Source organism: Bacillus pfraonensis (assembly GCF_050768835.1).
GTDB lineage: Bacteria > Bacillota > Bacilli > Bacillales > Bacillaceae_G > Bacillus_A > Bacillus_A pfraonensis.
The window spans coordinates 1-21,622 of the sequence record NZ_JAHCDO010000051.1 but is presented as its reverse complement, the minus strand read 5'-3'; the positions used below and the strand labels follow the sequence as shown (position 1 = coordinate 21,622).

The window sequence follows — 21,622 nt, the reverse complement described above, 5'->3', positions numbered from 1 at the left end:
GATGAACCAAGACCCTATTTTACAAAAGGCAATGAATAAATGGGAACGTATGAGTCAAGATTCTTCTTTCCGACAAGCGTATGAAGCAAGGGAGAAAGCGTTGATGGATGAAGCGGCGAAGTTTGCCCATGCTCGTAATGAAGGGAAAAAAGAAGGCATCCAAGAAGGCATCCAAGAAGGCGTTCAGCAAGGGAAAATACAAATGATTAAAGGTATGCATGAACTTGGTGTACCAATTGAAACGATTGCAAAAGCAAGTAAATTAAGTATAGAAGAAGTTGAACATATTTTGAGAGAAAATTCATAATAAAAAACTAAGAAAGCAAAAGAGCCACAATCCCCAATGGCTGGGATTGTGGCTCTTTCAAGATGCAAGAAGAAGACACAAGAGAAAAGATCAGTGACAAGATATTTATACATAGAAGAGACTTGTCACTGTTACGTTCTCTTTAAGAGTATAGCATAAAAGGGTTCTGGTGCAAAAATCATTTGATAGAAGCATAGAAACCTGCATAGACTGTTCAATGGTAGATTATGATGTAATTCCAAATCATTTATGTATGAATCTAACTTCATTTTGGACAGACTTCACCTGTAAGTGAAGTTGTCCTTTTTTCATTATATGCATGGTTTCCACGCCACTCAATATAGAAGTGGCTGTTTCATATGACTTGAATCCTAACATAGAACGTACACGTTTCTTAATGAAACGGTGATCTTGTTCCACTATATTATTGAGATATTTAACTTGCCTTAGTTGTATGCCTTCAGGCATACATTTCTCTTCTTTTAATTCTTGAATCGCTACAGCATAGGCAGGGTTCTTATCTACTGTTATTACGTGAGGTTTACAAATATGAGAAGCAGCCAAGACTTTCTTGAAAAAGCGCTTGGCTGCTTGTTTATCTCTTGATTCACTGAGATAAAAATCAATGGTATTTCCTTCTGAATCGACTGCGCGATATAAATACATTCATTGCCCTTTGACTTTCACATACGTTTCATCGACTCTCCAAGAATCATTTGTTGTCTTAAGATGACGTCGTACTCTTTCATCTAATTCAGGTCCATATTGATGTACCCAACGTATAATAGTGGTGTGAGCAATAGACAAACCTCGTTCCTCCATCATTTCCACCAAATCACGAAAACTTAGGTTGTACCGTAGGTACCATCTTACCGTTAATACGATAATATCAGGTTGATAACGCTTCCATTTGAACAAATTTTCCTTTTTCATACCGATCACACACCTTTTTTAGAATAATAGTATCAGTATGTCCAAGATTTAGAGATTATTTGCAATTCCCCTGAAGTTTTTGCACCAGAACCTCCTAGATCCTGTTTTCTAGAGTGTAGCTTCATGTAGAAAACTTTGCACCAGAACCAAAAGACTTATGCGAGTAAAGTACATAAGTCTTTTTAATTTTGTACTAGATTCTTATTGTAACCAGCTTTAGGTAAGGTGATTTGAAATTTCGTTTTTCCTTCGTCAGTATGTAAGTAAATTTGACCTCCGTGTTTCTCCGCAATATGTTTTGAAATTGTTAAACCGAGACCTGTTCCCCCATCACTTTTTCTTGATTGGTCTCCCCTGAAAAATGCTTCAAATACTTTTTCTTTTATAGAATTAGGAATACCAATGCCATCATCGATGATATTAATATGTATCTTTTGAGTATCTTCTATTAGCGAAACGAAGACATTCGTTCCTTCTGGGTTGTATTTTAAGGCGTTGGACAGTACGTTAGAAACGGCTCGATATAATAATGTATAGTTAAAAGAAACGAGTATTTCCTGAGAAGGGATTTCGAATTGAAAGTGAAAATGTTTTTCTTCAAACAGTCCATAATATTCGGCAGATATTTCACGAATAAATTCAGAAATATCCAGCATTTCAGTCACAAATGGATAGTCGGTGCTTTCAAGTTTAGACAATTCAAAAACATCCTCAATTAATTCTGTAACGAGTCGTGCTTTTGTATGTATGATACGTAAAGCTTGCTGTTTCTTCGCTTCCTCCTTAATAAGACCCATTTGCAGTGCTTCAACATAGCCCTGAATAGTTGTAATAGGAGTTTTTAAATCATGAGAAATATGGACAAGCATGCGCTTCTTGCTTTCTTCTAATTGTTTTTTCTCCATTTCTGTTTTTTCTAGTTTTTCAGCCATAAGGTTAAAATAATTTTGTATTTTCATTAATTCATAGTTTGCCTTAAAATGAAGCCTTTTGTAGTAATAGCCATTCGTAATGTTTCTAATTCCATTAGCGATTGAAAGTAACGGATTGGTTATTTTCATAGCCATCCATCGGCTATATATATAGACATTAATCCCGAATAAAAAGAGAAAAAGAAGAAAGGTTTGAAGCAACAATTTTATAAAAGCTGTAATATGGTCTTTCGCTGCACTTGTTACTGTGAATTCTTGCTTTATATATGTTTTGGGAATCTTAATGAGACAATAGGCCGTTTTACCGTCTTTTGTTTTAAATGGTGCTAGAGAAGTGTAATACGGATTTTCCTTTTGGTCATAAAAAAGGCTATTTAATTCTTTTTCCGTATAGGCGAATGAGTTATCTTGTTTTTTCCCTTTGATATAAACAACGTGCAAATTTTCATCGAGAATTTCAATCCATCCATTAAATGACTCAATTGCATCGGTGGGAATGTCTGAGTAGTTCTGTCTTACAATTTCAGTCGCTCTTAAATTAGACAATACAGTATTTTCGAACTTCTGTTTCATTTGAAAATTTAAAATGACAAGTAGGACAACAACACTAATTCCAAGAGTCAACGAGAAGAAAACATAAGTTTTAATTAAGGTGTTAAATATTTTATTTTTATCGTTCATTCAATTCTTCCTTCTTCGCAAATCGATAACCTAAACCTCGTACAGTTTTTAAATATACTGGATTTCTTGCATGATCTTCTATTTTTTCTCGCAATCTACTAATTTGAACCATGATAGTATTGTCATCTGAACAATAGTAATCAGACCATACGTTCTCAAAGATTTGCTTTTTGGTAAAAATACGACCTGGCTCCCCCATAAATAACTTCAATAATTTATACTCTAGAGCGCTAAGTTTAATTTCGCGTCCTTGCTTATAAAGAATACAAGAGCGATGATCCAACACCAGGTCATCAAAGTACGTTTGAGAGCGCTCTTGATTTAACGAGTTAACATTAAAATCATATGTTCTTCGAAGTTGAGCTTGGATTCGTGCTAATACCTCCAACAAGCTGAATGGTTTCGATATAAAATCATCTGCTCCTAGTCCTAATCCCATAATTTTATCCATTTCCTGATTTTTAGCAGAAAGAATAATAATAGGCATTTTGTATTCTTTCCGAACTATTTTAATCAATTCGTATCCATTAATATTGGGCATCATAATGTCAATAATAGCTAGATCAACTTTGAATTTCTGTATAAGGTTTAAAGCTGATTTACCATCACGCGCTTCCAGTATCGAAAAGCCTTCCATTTCCAAAAAAAGTCTTAGTATCTCTATGATTTCAAGCTCATCATCAACGATTATAATCGTTCTCTCCACTTTCTCTCCCCCCGTTTCCACTAATTAAAACCTTGCTTAAAACTAAAATTTTCCTTTTGTAAGGTTATTGTAAGATAAATGAAAGTTTGGGGAAAGAGCAACATTGTAAGATGATGTTATCTTACATGAAAGAGCATTTAAAAATCTTACAAAGAAATGTAAGATTAAAAAACCCTGCTAATATCAAAGAAATCTAAAAGACTTGTACATCATGATACTTACATGTCAAATGGCTTGAAATGATGCATGTAATGAAAAAGTAGGTGCAAAGAACATGTAAGGTCTGTCCAAAATAAGAAGAATTCACCTATAAGCTGTTTAGATTCGTATTTTATGTAAGTCCTTGAATATGAGAAAAATGAATGATTCTATGTTTTTACTACACTAACGTGGATGTTATAAATAATTAAAGGAGTGATAGATATGACATTATCAGTAACCGATGAACACTATGAGAAAGCAGAGCGTCTACTTTCTTGGAACGCTATAAAAGATGTATTTAACGGCAAGGTTTTTCCTAATTGGCTAGATAAAGGAAGCCGCTTTTGGTATCAAAGGGATATACGAAAAGAAAGCGGACGCGGCAAGCAATTTGTAATAGTTAATCCATGGTCAAATACTAAAGAACCTGCTTTCGATCATGCTAGGCTTGCAGAATCTCTCTCCAATGCAATGAACCGTCAGTTCGATCCAGATAACCTTCCCTTCAATTTCTTTACCTATGTCAATGATGAGAGGGCTATTCAATTTGAAGTAGATGAATCCACATGGATTTGCGATCTAACTAACTATCATTGTAAACAAATCAAAACTAAAAAATTATCTGCGCATGAACTTCCATCCCCTGATGGGCGTTGGGCTGCATTTATCAAGGGATATAACTTATTTGTACGTTCTTTAGAAACAGGACAAATCATCCAATTAACTCATGATGGTAAACGATACTATGATTATGGTACTCAGCCGGAATCAGAAACTTCCGTTATCCTTAAACGATTATCTAACCAAAAGGTTCCACCAGCAGCACTGTGGTCTCCAGATTCCAAACAAATTTTGACACACCGGCTTGATCAACGTAATGTGCGAAAAATGGCTCTTATACAGTCTGTTCCTTCTGAAGATGCAAAGCCACCTGTCATCCATTCATACCGTTATCCGCTAGTCGGAGATAAACACCTTCCATTAGCCCAATTTGTAATTTGTGATATTGAACAGCAATCGATGATTCAATTGGATACAGAACCTATGATTATTGGACATTTGTCACCGTTAAGCCCTGGTTGTCAAACAGCTTATTGGACAAACGACAGCGGCTTTGTTTATTTCACAAAAATGTCTCGCGATTATCGATCTATGCAATTTGTTGCCGCTCATGCAAAAACTGGTGAAACTCAAGCTTTGTTAGAGGAGACGAGTGAGACTTTCCTATTTACCGACCTCTACAACCTTAAAAGTGGCGAAGGGCGTATAAATGTCCAATGGTTATGCCATGATAATTCTTTTATTTGGCATTCCGAGCGCGACGGCTGGTCACACCTTTATCTTTATGATAGTCGTACAGGAAGACTAAAAAATAGAATTACCTCTGGACCTTGGACAGTCCGTCGACTCATTGGTGTTGATGAAAAAGAAGGATGGGTGTATTTTACTGCAGGTGGCCGAGAACCGGAACGTGATCCTTATTTTCAGCACCTTTATCGAGCTCGGCTAGATGGATCAAACTTAGTGCTCCTTACCCCGGAGAATGCCGAGCATAACGTGTCTGTTTCTCCTGATTATTGTTTTTTTATAGATACTTTTTCGCGTGTAGATATGCCACCTAAATCAGTTTTACGTTCAACAGATGGAAAATTAATTTGTACATTAGAGCAAGCTGATATTCAACTTCTCTTATCAAATGGATATCAAATTCCAAAGCGTTTCACTGTCAAGGCTGCCGACGGGATAACGGATTTGTACGGAATACTCATTCCTCCTGCAAAAATAAACAAAGGTTGTAAATATCCCATCCTAGATTATATTTATGGGGGCCCTCAAATAACTCGCACACCGAAAGAATTTACTTGGGGGGGAGAGTATGCATTAGGGCTACCATTTGATCAAGTGGGCGGTGCTCAATCTTTTGCACAGCTTGGTTTTGCTGTTATTCTAATGGACGGAAGAGGTACTCCTTATAGGTCAAAGGAATTTCATGATTTTTCTAACGAGAGACTGGAATGGTCTGCAGGGCTTGAAGATCATGTAGTAGCTATTAAGCAGCTTGCAGAGCAGTATCCTTTTCTAGATTCAAAGAAAGTAGGTATTTACGGTGAGTCTGGAGGAGGTTATGCAGCTGCTCGAGCTATACTGACTTATCCGGATGTATATAAGGTAGCAGTATCAGGGTGCGGGAACCATGATCAACGCTTATACCTAGCGGCTTGGGGAGAACGTTTTCAAGGACTTTTCAATTCAGAACTATACCGTGAACAAGATAACACAAAATTGGTTAAGAACCTAAATGGAAAATTACTTTTGGTGACAGGAGACCTGGATGATAATGTCCATCCCGCTTTAACCATGCGAATGGCAAATGCTTTGATTAAAGAAAACAAAGACTTTGACCTGCTGATTCTTCCTAATCGGCATCATGGGATTTCGGAAGATGTTTACTTTATACGTCGACGATGGGACTATTTTATACGAAACCTAATGGAAGCAGAACCGCCAAAAGAGTATGCGATTAAAGATCCTATGTTTCCAGGATAATGCACAGATAGTATTCTCTATTAGGGGTACGGAAAAAATTACTACTTTTTGGAGCCACTCATTATTTTAGTTATCAGAATTAGAGTTCCGTTAACTTTTTAAGAAGAATTTAACAAGGTTTGTTTACAGAATACTTGTAAATACTGCTAAAAATAAATTTACGGAACACATTTCAAGAAGATTTCCTTGAAAACTTCAAATCTAATTTCCTTAAAGTTATTGTTTTATCATATATTTGAAATTTTTTTGCAAGTGGCCCGAAAAAGAATAAATCGTTGTCATAACCCCTAAAGATACAAAATTTAACTAAAATAGGGGGAAATGTATGATTAGGGAATTAAGAAGGTTTCTGTTACCTACTGTAACTGCCGCAGCTTTATTGCTGCCATCTTTATTTGGGGCAACTAATCACGCAGAGGCAGCAACTACGTTTGGTCCATCTATGAAATCGGTTCTTATGTATGCTGGAAAAATTGATCCTGCTGCTTCTACCACTTATAACACATATACAGATACTGAGCTTACGAATCTCATGAAAGGAGCCAACCAGTTTATTGTTTTATCACCGAAAATTTCTGTTCATGATGATACTGATTACAAATTAAAATTAGATTTAATCAAAAAAATCATAGCAAAAGATAGTAGTGCAAAAATTTGGTTAGGGACTTTACATAGAGGTTCAAACAGTACAGATTTTAAATCTGATCCTCTTACCGCAGAACTAGAAAAATTCAAAACCGAATTAGGTAGTGTAATCTGGACAAACAATATAGTAGGTATTTACGTTAATGTTGAACATGTTTATAAAGATACTGCTGATCCAAATGGTACTAAAGCTACAGTATATACTGGAGATTATTGGAGTAAATTAAATAATAGTATGAACTCTAATGTGACTGTCCAGCTATTTAAAGCGCTTGATACATGGGCTTCTTCTTCCACAAACGGATACAAAAAATTAGCATGGGCTCCTTATGTTGATACAGATACTGATATTTTAAGAAGAGTAGCTTGGATAACCAATCAAACCAATCTTTTTGATGTAGTGCTTCTACAGCCTAATTGGTATTTTCATGGCGATACCCAACAAAATGGTACAGTTCTGAACAAACCCGATTACTTACTAAAAGTTGTTAAAAAAAGCATGATAAATGGAACACTTTCCTATACAGACGGAAGCTATATCCTTCCACAAGCTTATGTAAATAAGAGAATAGGAACTATTGGAGTGGATATGGAGTACGATGAGAAAATTGCCGGTACTACTACAACTAATATTACAAAATATAATAGATTAATTGATTATGAAACAACATTTAAAGAAGAGTTAGCATCTAAATCCTATCCATTTACTTACTATATGGGATCTCCTGGTGCTAATGGTATAGGATACTTGGATATGACTACTACTTATGGTAAGTATACATGGGAGTATATGGTGGATTATTACTCGAATGGTACGGTCCATCCTAAAAAATAATGCAAGAAAGACAAGATAAAGACCAATACTGTAGCTTTATAATAAAGTTTGGTTCTGTTGCGAAGTTTTGTTAAGGTTAAGTGGTGCTAACAAAAATAGGACAGAATGGTGTTTGTAAAAATAATCATTATGAAGATGATTACGAATTCAATGTTGACCTTTTGTCATTGGTAGAGATGATAGCTGTATAGTTAGTATGAAACAGCAAGCAACCACCTATACAATATGAATAGAGGAGAGGAATGCCTTATGAAAACACGTAGTCAAATTACATGTGCAAGTTTGGCCCTTTTAATAGCTGGAAGTTCCCTGTTATACACAACACCAACCTCAATTGTAAAAGCAGAGCCCACTCAAAATGTATCTAGTTCGTCACAAACAAGCACGCAACGAGATCGTAATTCCGTCAAGCAAGCTATGCGGGATACATTACAACTTGGATACCCGGGGATACTTGCTAAAACTTCTGAGGGTGGAAAAACTTGGGGGTATGCCGCTGGGGTAGCGGATCTGAACACCAAGAAACCAATGAAAACAGATTTTCGCTTTCGTATTGGCAGCGTAACGAAGACGTTCACTGCAACGGTTGTACTTCAATTAGCTGGAGAGAACCGCCTGAATCTAGACGACTCCATCGAAAAATGGTTGCCTGGTGTCATTCAAGGAAACGGATATGATGCTAAACAGATTACTGTCCGTCAGATATTGAACCATACAAGTGGTATCGCTGAATACTTAAGGTCAAAAGAAGCTGATATTATGGACACAAAAAGATCGTATACCGCTGAAGAACTAGTGAAGATTGGACTTTCGATGCCCCCAGACTTTGCCCCAGGAAAGGGCTGGTCTTATTCAAACACAGGATATGTATTACTGGGTATCCTTATTGAAAAAGTAACCGGAAACAGCTATGCGGAAGAGATTGAAAATCGGATTATTGAACCGCTTGAATTGTCGAATACATTCCTACCTGGCAATTCAAGCGTTATTCCAGGCACCAAGCATGCCCGTGGCTATGTCCAACCAGAAGAGGCAAGTGAGCTAAAAGACGTTACCTATTTTAACCCCAGTATAGGCAGCTCGGCTGGAGATATGATTTCTACTGCTGACGACTTAAACAAATTTTTCTCTTCCTTGCTCGGTGGCAAATTACTGAAGGAACAGCAACTAAAACAAATGCTTACTACAGTTCCTACAGGAATTGCTGAAATCGGCAGATATGGTCTTGGAATCTATGAAAATAAGCTTCCCAACGGTGTCTCAATATGGGGGCACTCAGGTGGCATTCCAGGGTTTGTTACTTTTGCTGGAGGTACAATTGGAGGCAAGCATACGTTGGCCGTCAGTTTGAACAGTATGGGTAGAGCTAATAGTCCTGATCCTTTTAAAAATATTTTACTTGCTGAATTTAACAAGTAGGCAAAAAGGAAAAGCGGATAAACTTTGTCATAGTTTTTATGGCTCTAGTGCAAAAAATCTAAGAAGCTTGGACATACTGATAGTACCAATCTAGGGGTACCGCCCCATCGCCATCAAGCTAAGAAAATACACCTCCCCCAGAACGAGATTTTGTCCTAACTTGTAATAAAAAAGCTCATTTTTTCGTTTTGGAGTGGATTTGTTTTCTTAAGTTGATGGGCATGGGCCACCATATCAAAAAAAGAAAATTGTACGTTTAGACACATTTTGGACACAAATTAACCGGTACCTTGTACGTTAAGGAACCGGTTAATAATGTTGCAAATCTATTACTGATTTTTTCATAATGAACAGAATTTATTTACATCGGCATCCCCGGTAAAAATTTCGCTATTAATACCATAATTGCCGCTAAGAATACCGCTTTAATAATGAATAGAACAATAATTGGAATTGATGCTTTCACCTTACTTAATCCAGCTGTAATGTGTAATCCGAGCCAAATTAAAACTAAATTCCATACATAGAATATTTCAATTGTATTACCAATTCCGTATGCAAATGTACCTTCCTTAAATAATAATCCTAAACTAGTATACTGAGTCGTTCCACTACCAAAGATTAGACTTAAAATTGTATTAATAAGTCCACCAATAATAAGGACAATGTTTGTATAAACTACAATATTCAATAAGGTTTTGTAAGGAGTATCATTACCAAAGAACATCATAAATATTTTATAAATAGCTGCTATAAATAGTGCTCCAACTATTGCACCAGCAAAACTAGATCCAATTCCATAAATAACTTCCGATGTAATTGAACCCTTTCCAGCAAGCTCACCTAGTTCTTTTTGCATTTTAATCATTTCAGGTGACGTATTGACGACATATGTCGTCAAACCACCTACAAGCCCTTGTAACAATGCAACTAAGAAAAACATACCCCAAACTTTCTCGCTCGTTTTCATTCGCTCAAACTGTAAACCAGGAGAAATGATCATTCCAAATAATGATGGCTCTTCTCCGCCAGCTTTTTGTGTATTTAAATTCGCTTCCATTATAACACGCCGCCTTCTATTTATATAACCCATTCTAACGGGCGGTTCACTTTCCTCATGCAAGAGGCTACGAACCGCCCACTAGAACGGTAATGTGTAGTTCTACTACAATATTAATTACTCATAACGTAACGCTTCAATCGGATCTAATTTTGCAGCTTTATTCGCTGGAATTAGTCCGAAAATAATTTGGAACAGAACCTAAATTATTGTTTAATTGAATTTTTTTTATTTTTCTTAAAGATTCTATAACATTTAATAAGATAGCATATAATAAACGTTACTAAAGAAATCGCAAAAACTTTTATGTACATAGGTAATCCAGCATTATCAAACTTTTTCAAGCTAAATAATGTAACAAAAAAGAAAATAAAAAACACACTCCAAGTTTCAATTGATTTAACGTCTTTTTTTAAAGTTAATTTTACAGTTTCAAAATAGTTATTTTGCATGGTATACCTTCCTTTTTATAAAATTTCATCATACCATTTATAAAAATCAGTATGGGAAACGTTTTTATTTGGATGTTCCATTCCAGGTGATATTTCTTTATCTTTTAAAACCAATATATTAGTTGCTAAGTTATATATGTGTTCTTTATCATGACTCGTAAATAAGATTCCGCCATCAAAATTTAATATAAATTCATATAAAAATTCAAGAGATAGGGAATCTAGTTTATTAAAAGGTTCATCCATGATTAATAATTTAGGATTATGGATGGTAGATGCACAAATTTGTACTTTTTGCTTCATACCGCTGGATAGAGATGAAATTTTCTTTTGTCTAAAATCATATATATTAAATTTTTTCATCCTCTCCCGAACCGTACCTTTAATTGATTTCACCTTATAAAGTGAGGCTATAAATATTAGATTTTCTTCCACTGTTAAACTTTCATAAAATATCGGTTCTGTAAAGACAAAACCAATCTCTTTACGAAGCTCAGGCTTTTTCAATAAATCTAGATTTTGAAACAAAATTGAACCTTCATTTGGTATTAATAATCCTGAGACTATTTTTAAAAGGGTCGATTTTCCAACACCGTTCCTACCTATAATTGCAACCCTTTCATCTGAATTCATACTAAAGTTGAGATTTTTCAACACATCTTCTGATTTTTTATATGCCTTGTTTAAATTATTTACTTGTAATAACATACTAACTCCCTTACATATCCATTTGATTGAGTTTGAACTCGGCTTTTTTTATAATATTTTTAATCAATTTCAAGCTGACAAAACTTATAATAACAAACAAACTACCAATGATCAGATAAATCCAATCTGTATTAATTTCTAAGAATACTAACATTAAAAAGGGTGTAGCTGTGCAGAAAAATATAATTTGTCGGAATTGATAAGCCACTTTATCTATAACAAACTCTGTCTCTACATAATCTTCCATTTCTGAGTAGTGCTGATTATGTAGATGCGGGAACATATATGTAGATAGTGTAGTTATGTGAGGGGTAATACAGTAATTTAAAGTAATCACACAACTAATAAAAAATGTTTCTTGTAAGCTAGGTTTGATAATGCATAAACAGATTATAACAATACAAAACATTTCAACAGAACCTAAAAACCTCTGAAATTGAATTTTTGAATGATATAGCTTACTAAATGAAACATTCGACATTCTATATAAGCGTAATATCCCACTATCACTATCAAAACGTAATAATCCAGGAAATAAGGTTATAGTTTCATATGCATCTTTTGAAATTGAATTAAATATGATATATATTAAAACAAATTTAACAATATCCACACTTCCAGTATTCGGAAGCGTAGCTACTATACTAGAAAGGGCGATAAAGGCGTAATTAAAGTAGTGCCCAAAAAAGTAAGAATAATGGTGGCTAAGTTGAATTCGGTTGTTAAAAAAGTTTTGAATTTGTACTTTTAGTAAAGGAGATTTAACAAATTTATTAAAGAAATTGTTTAAGACCAAAATCCAATCAGAGTAATCACCTTTAAACGGTGTCTCCCATTGAGATCTATACCATTTTCCAGCCAATAAATAGTGAATACTCCCCACAACAACCACTAATATAGTAACAGCAGTAAATATAATATTATTGAAGCTATTGCTATACACTAATTCTTTTATGTTCAATTCAAAAATATAGATCTTAATTTGTTTGAAAAATACATCTATTAAGTTTTTCCAAGTAGATATCTGTCTTATATCTTCTACAGAGATGAGCCAGTGTACAATCCAATTTGCTATAAAGTATGTACAAATATATATCATTAAACCTTTAAATATTGATGTAATAAAAGCTGCTATTTTATAACCTGTTTGAATACATTTGACATAAAAAACACATATGTACAATGTGACAATATAAGATACCATGATGCTACAAATTAAAAGTCCAATTAACAGTAAAATAAAATAGTTAACGTTCCCAAACATAATATATATAGATATTCCTAATATAATGGATTGTAGTATTGAATTTATATTATGAACACTGAACTTTAACAACCACGTATATAAATATAGGTTTCTATTAGAGTAGGGTAATAGATATAGAATGTTTTTATCTACTGGCGATAAAACTCTTTTTGTAAGTGATATCCCATTGATAACACCAATGATACCTACAAAATATAAATAATACATTATCCATGCTTCAAAACTATTAAGATATAGACTGAGAAAATATGAAATTCCTAAATAAATAATACATTCGAATGAAATTTTTAGGATAAAGAAAAGTGTATAAATAATATATCCATATCTTCTAAAGTATACTTCCTTATTAAATTTCAGGAAAACTTTTTCTAAACTTTCTATTCTGTGTTGAATTATATATTTTGAGTAGAATAAAACATATATAAACATTGATTTTAGCATTTATTAAATTCTCCTTATTAAATAAAGAGTTGAGATACATACATAATTGCTGTATGTACTATAAGAATTAAAAACGTGATTTTCCAAGAATAACAAGCTATTTCTTTTAAGAATAATCCCAAAATGTAAACTTGAATAATAAAGAAAACATCCAAAAGCTTTAACAAAGCTTTAATATAGGTGTTATCTGACATAATAAATGAAAGACTAGAAAAACTTTGAATCGTGTTATAGTCACCTAAAATAGATAATCCGCCATTAAAGACTACACCTAGTAAAGAAATAGTGCCAATATAAAAGAAAATATAATAGACTTTTCTAAAATTCACATCTTTTGTTGAAAGGATAAAAATTATTTTATATATAAAGGCAATAATAATATTGCTAGTAAACCCGTTCAATATTGCCATAAATGATGTAATTATAATTAAAAATAAATTTAATCTTCCTTTCTCTACGGTGATACTTGATTGAATTTCTGTAACAGCTTCATTATTCAATATAAATTTGCTACTAATTACTCCGCTTACTATTGTTATTCCTATAAAGAGTAGGGTTAATAATAATAAGGGTTCTTTTAAATTCTTCTTTTTTAAATTTTTAATTGGTGAAACTAAGAACTTATAAATTGATCCTTTTTCTATATACTCTTGCACTGACTACACCTCAATTTTTTATTTATATTCCTTCAATTAATGCAGCAACAAATGTTAATATGAAACTTAGTAAAAATAAATATTTTTTTTCATTAAAAAATCCAAAAAGTGCCTTCAACTTTTTCTCTTGATTAAAAACAGATAATACTTGATAAGAAAGTATAGAAATTATAAGAAATCCGGGTATTTCAAATATCCCGTGTGGTAAAATGTGTAATAGTAATTCTATTAGATTTTCAGAAATAATAGCTTGTGCCACCGTCATTCCAATAGAGAAACCATTTATAAACAATAAAATGATTGTTGGAATACCTAAAAGCAACGCCCCCATAAATATAAACATCTGAACTTTTAAGTTGTGTATAAAAATATCGAAAAAATTACCAATATCGTTATTAAAGGTAATCTCACCAAAATCTATATTTAAAATTAGGAATAATATTAATGCAAATGCCATTCCGAACAAATATATTGAAAGTGCTATTTTTGTAGCATACTTATTAAAAAAAATAAAATAGTTTTCCAATTTAACCTCCATTTAAAAAATCAAGGCAACCTTATGGTTACCTTGATTTTTCCTAGTAATTAGAATTTTACAACTGATGAGAAGCCACGTTGTCTTACCCATTTAATTAACATGCCTCGTCCGATAGCAGTGATTACAGCTGTTACCGGTCCACCAAGTGCTACACCTACAACTGCAGCTACTGCACCACCAATGCTTGCGCCATTAATAATCATATTTAAAATTGAAGAAATTGCTGTTGCATTTACACCTGTCCATGCAACCTTTCCTGCAAGTTGAAGAATTAGTCCAGCATTTACTAAAGCATAAATTGATGCAACACCAACAATCGCAAGAGCATATAGGTATAAATTACCTTTTTGAGATTTAATTGTCATAGATTCCATTTTTTCACCCCCTTACAATTCCAAATGTTAAACTATAAATTCATATATTAAAAGTATTATATTTTCATTTTTTTATTGTTATAATTATTGTAAATAACAATAAAACTTAATGAAGTTAAAATTTATCCAACTTTTTATTTCAAATAAATTTAATATTATTTCATTTGATTATTAATCTAATTAGATAACTACATGAAAAAATCCCTCCTTGAAATTGTAAATAAATCCCAAATAATAAATTCCCTTTTTTCGTCATCCTTATTTGGCCTCACCATATCAAAAAAGAAAAATGTACATTAACAAATTAGTTTGTATGGTTCTGTTGCAAAGTTTTTAAAACTAAGCTAAACTTTTGCAAAACAGAGTGAGGAGAATCATAAATGGGATATTTTAAAGGAAAACAATTCAGGAAAGATATTATTTTAGTAGCCGTCGGCTACTACTGTCGTTTTTCTTTAAGTTATCGAGATATATCTGAAATTTTGAAAGAACGTGGTGTATCGGTCCATCCTACAACCATCATGCGATGGGTTCATGAATATGGAAATCTCATTTATCAGATTTGGAAGAAGAAAAACAAAAACACATTGTTATCTTGGCGTTTGGATGAAACCTACAAGGTGAAAGGGCAATGGTGTTATTTATATCGAACAATTGATAAAGAGGGACAAACACTTGATATTCAACTTCGTCAAAAACGGGACACACAAGCAGCATATGCTTTTATGAAAAGACTGGTTCGAACTTTTGGAGAACCAACGGTTCTGACGACAGATAAGGCCCCTTCTTTAGCTTCCGCATTCAAAAAATTAAAGGAGATAGGTCTTTACAAAAATACCTTTCATCGTACAATCAAGCACCTCAATAATATCATTGAGCAAGATCATCGACATGTGAAACGTCGATTCTCCCGTTCTTTAGGGTTTCAAAGTCTTCGCCATGCCTCACGTACTATTAAAGGTATAGAAACTGTTCATGCCATATACAAACAAAAACGAAGTCTTCAACCAAACTTCGTTTTTTCGACGTATAACGCATTACATGAATTATTAATAGTTTCATAAAAATGGTCCACAATATTCTCCATCTCTTTATGTCTTCGGAAACTTTGCAACAGAACCTCCCTTCATCATGCAAACCTTCATTTCACTATTTTATTGATAAATTCCTGAGAAAGCTTATATATTTCATTAGCCTGATATAAATAAATGCTGTGTGTCCCCCTCAATTTTATAACATCTGCTATTTCAAGTTGTTCTGCAAATTCTTTATAATCTTTGTAATGTTGTTTTGTATATTTCGAGTTTTTATTTTGATCAGCAACTGCCTCTAAAAATAATATAGGTGTTTCTTTTGGTATTGGAAGGTTAACAGATTTTTTACTGTTTTCGTAAGAATGTAAGAGCTCTTCTTTCATATCAACATTAAAAAACTGTTTATACGATATTGCTTTATAAATTTCTTTTTCCTGTTTAGTTAAAAAAGATTGTCGAATCACTTCAGGATTATAAGTAGCAGAAGGTAGAAGTCGATGAATACCCATTTCCGTTAAAATATTCATCCCTTTTATTTTTAATGTTGACTTATCCACTTCGCTTTTATATTTCACATACTGCTGAGGTAAACCAATATCTAACGCAATAATTCCCTTGATTTCCCCCGGATATTTTTGTGCCCAATAAATAGCCTCTATTCCCGATATTGAATGCGGAACTAAAATATAAGGAGGTTTATTTCCACTTTTAATAAGTGCTTCTCTCGTTTGTTCTAATATTTTATCAATATCCCTTCCATCGTTAAAAACATCACTGTTCCCATAACCAGCTCTTTCTACTACAGCAATCCTATTTTCTTTTGAAAACTTACTATATACCCCTTTCATTTCATAAACAGGAGCAGCAATCCCAGAGCCAGCCATAAATACATATGTATCCTTACCGTTTCCCTCACTATAAACATTCATTTTTTTATTATTAATCTTAACGATTGTTCCCTTACCTTTAATAAGATCTGATTCCTTACTTAATTGATTGTTATGGTATATAAAAACAGATGCTAATATAAGTAAGATAACCGCAATAAACATAATAAATATATTCTTTAATACTTTAGATAATTTTCTCATGGGGTTCTCCTTTCAAGTTATATTGAAAGGATACGATATAAAAATAAATTTCCAATAAATTTTATAGTAAATAATTTTTCTTCTTTGTTTCTAAATAGAATTCAATTGTTCAGCTCGAATAGTCAAGATAATATTCTTTTTAACTAGAGATTTAATCACTTTTCAATTTCAGATGTTCTTTTTTGGACACCTCCTATGGTAATCATAACCAAATGAGGTGAAGCATCACAACTTTTTTACAAGCGTCATGACTTTATTTCAAAGAAGCATAAATTGGCCAAAACGTTAACTATCCTATTTTTTATGCAAAATAGATAGAATAATCAGATATTAAAAATTGTCCATTATGTATATAATGTGATTAATGAAATGTGTTTTTATTAGTTAGGGGACAAAGCCCACAGCGGGAGGCGTAAAAAGGGTTTAAGAGGTGAAGGGTGATGCGTGTACAAGAAGTGATACTGGAAGATGGAAAGAGATACATATTAGTAGATGAGAAAGGCAGTGAAGTTATTTGACTGATTATAATGCAATGCTATTTGATTTGGATGATACCTTACTTAATAGGGATAACGCAGTAGATAAATTGTTTTTAATTATTTTAGGGAAGTGTTATGGGGATATTAAGCGTTCAGTCAAAAACGAAATGTTGCAGAAGTTTAGGGAATATGACCAAAGAAGCTATGGCGATAGTGACAAAGTAAAAGTTTTGGAATCATTTTTTGATGAATTTCCACCAAAATATAGATTGCCAAGCAATGAAATTCAGGATTTTTGGAATAATAATTTTCCACGTTGTTTTCCTATAGACCAAAATACTATAAATATCGTAAACACTATAAAGAAGCATGTTAAAATTGCAATTATTACAAACGGTTCAACTCAGAGACAAAAAGCTAAAATAATGAACACTAATTTAAATAGTTGTTTTGATATAATAATTATTTCTGAAGAAGTGGGATTTAATAAACCTGACAAACGCATATTTGAATTAGCATTAAATAAGCTTAATGTGCAACCGGAAACGGTATTATTCGTTGGAGACGATCTAGAAAGGGATATTGGTGGTTGTCAAAATTCAAATATAAAGGGCATATAGTTCAATCCTTATATGATCAAGAATGATACTGAAATAAAACCATATGCCGAGATCAATTCTTTTAATAAATTACTAAGTTATTTTACATATTAAGCATTTTCGTTAATCCGCTAACGGGCGCTTTAATAAAAGGAGAGAATATATTAGTCATGTATAATATGTGCTCTCCTTTATTTTTAGGGATTTTTATAATTTAGGTCTTGATAACAAAACGGTCAACTTATGCTTCCAGGATTTGAAGAATATTTTTAATGTTGCCTTTAAATAAAGTTGCGACTTTTAGGGATAGTATCATATTGCCATCAATTTATGAAATTCATTGTTCCTCAAAATGAAAAAACGAGCTGAATTCCCATAAATAAATGTAGAAAGAACAAACTTCGTTTTGGATACATTTCAAAGTCTCGAGTCGACAGGCATATGGCGGCTCATTTCTAGAATTGTTTTCATGTGTCAATGATAGAAATATATTTTTTATTATGGCTACTTTTCAACTAGTACGATATCATCAAGATTGACATCAAAGCTGAACGCAGCAAGATGATAAATGTAGAATTCACTTGAATTAATAGAATTTGGAGTAGTAAATTCGACCGATTTTTGTTCATACTGTGAGGAAGTAAATTCCAAATCAGCTTGGCCTCTTCCATTAACCCCTACTGATACCCATACTTCTGAACCAGGAGTATTTGCTTTTCCAGATGCGGACAGTATGTATGTAGTATTAGGCTTCAAAGTTATGAATCCACTAATATATCCACCGTATGATGCGTTTAAATGAAGTCCCTTAGAATTATTTACTCCTGCATGCTCTTCAATATTGTATTTTATATTGCCCCATGGTTTAAGAGGTTCTAAACTTGAATTGTGGTCAAAATCCATATTTAAAATATAAGATTTCTCCTTTTCCTTTAATTGTACATTATCAAACTTAACCCTCCCATTTGCTGTAGAAGCAAGTTTGACAGCAAAGTTTGACACATCCTCCTCTGTTTTAAACTTCATCTCATGATGTTCTGGCTTAAATCCTGTATACTGCTTCTTTGTTAATGGAACTATTTCTTGAGTGGCATTCAGATTACCTACTGTTACTTCTGCTGGAGAACCTATACTTCCCGCTACATCAAATGTTAATGTATATTCTGTATGCGGCTTTACAGTAACAAGCTGATAGGCTGTGTCTGCATGTATTAATTTCAGATAATGATTGCCTGGTTCAGAAGTGCCGATATTCTCGGTAGAAGAATTAGGATTAGATAAAATCCAGTTATTTAGCCCCTCCTCAAAATCTCCATTCTTAACTTGTTCATTTGCAGATGGACTATCTGCCGATACAATACCTGAAAAACCTATACTGGCACTTAATACAATTGCTGTAGAAAATACTCCTATACCGATTTTTTTAAACAATTTCTTCATCTCCTTTGATCAGATTAAAATTTATTTTTTCATACTTTCTATATATTTGGATAAACCTTCCAAAGAACAACTTTATTAATAAATGATTTATAGGTTATTTTCAATTGAAGGATCTTCAACATATACAAGGACACCTCGCTCAAATTGAACGGATAAAGAAAGCATATCAAGAGAGCAAAGTGACCTATTAACTAACGGAAGCGTCAGTTCCACTTGCTCGTTTATTAAGGTTATTAGTATCAATTTGACCAAACATTATTCCAAAGCTACATTAATAAAACACACGACAAGCTTATGGGTTAATAATTAACTCACGGCCAATTTATGCAATTCCGTTGAATAATTAGATAATCACCTACAAAAATAAGTGTTTTCTGGCCAACTTATAGGTAAAGTGACAAAATGGACAGAGATTTTCACATTCCAACTTCACAAAGTAATTTAATCTCTTTTATTTGTTCAATGTGACGTTGTTCATGCAAATATATCAGTTCTATCCATTGATCAAGAAGTAATTCTCCCAGAGCAGGGTGCTTCACTGATTTTTTTGCTAATATGGATACATCTTCTATTGTACTAAGAAAAGTCATCAATTTTTTTCTCGAATCGTTTAACAAATCAATCATTTGGTGAACTTCAAATGCTTCTAAGCTTGGTTCAAGAATTTCTGGAGCTGTAAATTTTTTCGTTCTATCTAATAATATAGAGTGAATTTCTTGACGCTCTTTTTGGGTACTATCAATCTCTTTTAATCCAGAGGAAATAACTTTTATAGCCCTCTCATCTAATAAGACTAAGTGATGACAAACTTGTGCTATACTCCATTTATTCATATCTGGTTTACTATTGAATTGAGCGTCACTCAATAAAGTAATCTCCTCTAATAGGTTATTTCTCGTTTCATAAAACTTGTCATTTACAAATTTGTTCATGAGATTTCTCCCTTCACCTGAAAGTACATACTTAGATTCCTATTCTGTATATATTCTCTACGATACAAAATTTTTCCTTCACCACTCTACGTTAAGGTGGGTAGTAACAGCTACCCTGTCACCACCACCCCTATTTATTAGTTCGGTTCTGTTGCAAAGTTTGAAAAAGCATAAACAGGTTGGTAAATGAGGAGCAATGTTTAAGAAGTAGCTAATAATCGTTGAAGTTCATTGTACGTTGAAAAGGCGGAGTCTCTTTGAAGACTTCGCTTTTGTTTATATAGGGCATGAATAGTCTCGATACCTTTTATCGTACGTGAAGCATGGCGAAGATTTTGAAATCCTGCAGATTTGGCAAAACGTCTCTTTACATGCCTATGATCCTGTTCAATAAGATTGTTTAAATGTTTGATTGTACAATGGATGGTAGTTTGATAAAATCCTTGTTTTCTTAATTTGTTAAATGCGTAAAGTAATGCCGGCGCTTTGTCTGTAGTGAGAACCGTAGGTTCTCCAAAGTGTTTTACTAATCTTTTCATGAAGGCATAGGCAGCTTGATGATTCCGTTTTTTACGAAGTTGAATATCCAATGTGTGTCCATCTTTATTAATTGCACGATAGAGATAACGCCATTCTCCCTTAACTTTGATATAAGTCTCATCCAAATGCCAAGATAAGCGCGCAGATTTATTTTTTACTTTCCAAATTTGATAGATGAGATTGCCATATTCATGAACCCATCGCATGATGGTTGTTGGGTGAACTGAAATACCACGTTCTTTCAGGATTTCAGATACATCGCGATAACTTAAAGAAAAACGACAGTAGTAGCCGACGGCTACTAAAATAATATCTTTCTTGAATTGTTTTCCTTTAAAATATCTCATGTCTGATTCTCCTAGATCCTGTTTTCTAGAGTGTAGCTTCATGTAGAAAACTTTGCAACAGAACCCGAATATGCATTTCATATCCCATGTAAATTTACCACATATTTCAATAGGACTTACAGATTGCTCTTCAAAAAAATTATAACTCACATTTTGTAAAAAATATACAATTTTCAACCCTTTCAAAAATATATGGTCAGAATGTTAGTGACTTACATATATTCAAGAATTATATGTAGTGATAACAAGAAATTCATTTTATTATAGAATATTAAACATGCATATAAATATAGATATATCTGTAAGAATGCTACATTCTTCTCTATTAAACTATATCTATATTTTCACTAATTTATTATGATATCGACGTTGATTTAAAGTGATTTGTGCGAAATGTATAAATGGAATTTTCTAGTAATTAAACACAATAAATTGTTCTGTTTTCTTAATTCACAAAA

Annotated in this window: 18 protein-coding genes and 3 pseudogenes; 6 read left to right on the top strand and 15 right to left on the bottom strand. The window is 33.1% G+C overall.

What is annotated here, in order from left to right; all coding sequences use genetic code 11:
• Positions 1-307 (top strand): Rpn family recombination-promoting nuclease/putative transposase (locus KFD70_RS27080; protein ID WP_431613489.1); only part of this gene is annotated, 307 nt, incomplete at its 5' end.
• Positions 308-550: 243 nt separating this feature from the next.
• On the opposite strand, the pseudogene KFD70_RS27075 reads toward KFD70_RS27080, so the two are convergent.
• From KFD70_RS27075 to KFD70_RS27065, 3 genes and pseudogenes are all read right to left on the bottom strand, one after another.
• Positions 551-1,240: pseudogene (locus tag KFD70_RS27075) on the bottom strand (IS6 family transposase).
• Positions 1,241-1,422: 182 nt separating this feature from the next.
• Positions 1,423-2,853: a sensor histidine kinase gene (locus KFD70_RS27070; RefSeq protein WP_336454427.1), complete on the bottom strand. Its 1,431-nt coding sequence runs from the start codon at positions 2,851-2,853 to the stop codon at positions 1,423-1,425.
• Complete coding sequence (locus KFD70_RS27065) at positions 2,843-3,559, bottom strand: response regulator transcription factor (RefSeq protein ID WP_336454428.1); 717 nt, start codon at positions 3,557-3,559, stop codon at positions 2,843-2,845. The genes KFD70_RS27070 and KFD70_RS27065 overlap by 11 nt, the downstream gene beginning before the upstream one ends.
• Before the next feature lie 423 nt (positions 3,560-3,982).
• On the opposite strand from KFD70_RS27065, the gene KFD70_RS27060 reads away from it, so the two are divergent.
• The 3 genes from KFD70_RS27060 (at position 3,983) to KFD70_RS27050 (ending at position 9,206) form a co-directional block, all read left to right on the top strand.
• A complete protein-coding gene (locus KFD70_RS27060; RefSeq protein WP_336454429.1) occupies positions 3,983-6,307 on the top strand; it encodes a S9 family peptidase in 2,325 nt (774 codons plus the stop codon).
• 325 nt (positions 6,308-6,632) lie between these two features.
• Complete coding sequence (locus tag KFD70_RS27055) at positions 6,633-7,787, top strand: hypothetical protein (protein WP_336454430.1); 1,155 nt, start codon at positions 6,633-6,635, stop codon at positions 7,785-7,787.
• Between the two features lie 249 nt (positions 7,788-8,036).
• Positions 8,037-9,206: a serine hydrolase domain-containing protein gene (locus KFD70_RS27050; protein WP_336454431.1), complete on the top strand. Its 1,170-nt coding sequence runs from the start codon at positions 8,037-8,039 to the stop codon at positions 9,204-9,206.
• A gap of 361 nt (positions 9,207-9,567) precedes the next feature.
• Here KFD70_RS27050 and yknW read toward each other — a convergent pair whose 3' ends face one another.
• From yknW to KFD70_RS27010, 8 genes and pseudogenes are all read right to left on the bottom strand, one after another.
• Positions 9,568-10,266 (bottom strand): YknW family membrane protein, encoded by a 699-nt coding sequence (gene yknW, locus KFD70_RS27045; protein ID WP_336454432.1) that lies wholly within the window; start codon positions 10,264-10,266, stop codon positions 9,568-9,570.
• 117 nt (positions 10,267-10,383) lie between these two features.
• A pseudogene (locus tag KFD70_RS27040) lies at positions 10,384-10,467 on the bottom strand (hypothetical protein); the annotation flags it as partial.
• 5 nt (positions 10,468-10,472) lie between these two features.
• Positions 10,473-10,718 carry a hypothetical protein gene (locus KFD70_RS27035; RefSeq protein WP_336454433.1) on the bottom strand — a complete coding sequence of 82 codons (246 nt, stop codon included), beginning with the start codon at positions 10,716-10,718 and terminating at the stop codon, positions 10,473-10,475.
• A gap of 15 nt (positions 10,719-10,733) precedes the next feature.
• A complete protein-coding gene (locus KFD70_RS27030) occupies positions 10,734-11,426 on the bottom strand; it encodes an ABC transporter ATP-binding protein (protein WP_336454434.1) in 693 nt (230 codons plus the stop codon).
• A 10-nt stretch (positions 11,427-11,436) separates the two neighbouring features.
• Positions 11,437-13,134 (bottom strand): hypothetical protein, encoded by a 1,698-nt coding sequence (locus tag KFD70_RS27025; protein ID WP_336454435.1) that lies wholly within the window; start codon positions 13,132-13,134, stop codon positions 11,437-11,439.
• 17 nt (positions 13,135-13,151) lie between these two features.
• Positions 13,152-13,790: a YIP1 family protein gene (locus KFD70_RS27020; RefSeq protein ID WP_174103855.1), complete on the bottom strand. Its 639-nt coding sequence runs from the start codon at positions 13,788-13,790 to the stop codon at positions 13,152-13,154.
• Between the two features lie 22 nt (positions 13,791-13,812).
• Positions 13,813-14,316: a stage II sporulation protein M gene (locus KFD70_RS27015; RefSeq protein ID WP_174103854.1), complete on the bottom strand. Its 504-nt coding sequence runs from the start codon at positions 14,314-14,316 to the stop codon at positions 13,813-13,815.
• Positions 14,317-14,375: 59 nt separating this feature from the next.
• Complete coding sequence (locus KFD70_RS27010; RefSeq protein ID WP_336454436.1) at positions 14,376-14,702, bottom strand: putative cyclic bacteriocin; 327 nt, start codon at positions 14,700-14,702, stop codon at positions 14,376-14,378.
• Between the two features lie 380 nt (positions 14,703-15,082).
• Here KFD70_RS27010 and KFD70_RS27005 point away from each other — a divergent pair, with 380 nt between their 5' ends.
• A complete protein-coding gene (locus tag KFD70_RS27005) occupies positions 15,083-15,766 on the top strand; it encodes an IS6 family transposase (protein ID WP_431613488.1) in 684 nt (227 codons plus the stop codon).
• Positions 15,767-15,843: 77 nt separating this feature from the next.
• On the opposite strand, the gene KFD70_RS27000 is transcribed toward KFD70_RS27005, so the two are convergent.
• Positions 15,844-16,827 carry an alpha/beta fold hydrolase gene (locus KFD70_RS27000; protein WP_336454622.1) on the bottom strand — a complete coding sequence of 328 codons (984 nt, stop codon included), beginning with the start codon at positions 16,825-16,827 and terminating at the stop codon, positions 15,844-15,846.
• 532 nt (positions 16,828-17,359) lie between these two features.
• Here KFD70_RS27000 and KFD70_RS26995 point away from each other — a divergent pair.
• Positions 17,360-18,019, top strand: a pseudogene (locus KFD70_RS26995) (HAD family hydrolase).
• Between the two features lie 390 nt (positions 18,020-18,409).
• On the opposite strand, the gene KFD70_RS26990 reads toward KFD70_RS26995, so the two are convergent.
• The 3 genes from KFD70_RS26990 to KFD70_RS26980 all read right to left on the bottom strand — a co-directional run bounded on the left by KFD70_RS26990 (position 18,410) and on the right by KFD70_RS26980 (position 21,164).
• Positions 18,410-19,336, bottom strand: coding sequence for a carbohydrate binding domain-containing protein (locus KFD70_RS26990; protein ID WP_336454623.1), 927 nt, complete (start codon positions 19,334-19,336; stop codon positions 18,410-18,412).
• A 425-nt stretch (positions 19,337-19,761) separates the two neighbouring features.
• Positions 19,762-20,277: a DinB family protein gene (locus KFD70_RS26985; RefSeq protein ID WP_336454624.1), complete on the bottom strand. Its 516-nt coding sequence runs from the start codon at positions 20,275-20,277 to the stop codon at positions 19,762-19,764.
• Positions 20,278-20,477: 200 nt separating this feature from the next.
• Positions 20,478-21,164: an IS6 family transposase gene (locus KFD70_RS26980; RefSeq protein WP_431613487.1), complete on the bottom strand. Its 687-nt coding sequence runs from the start codon at positions 21,162-21,164 to the stop codon at positions 20,478-20,480.
• Positions 21,165-21,622: the final 458 nt, after the last annotated feature.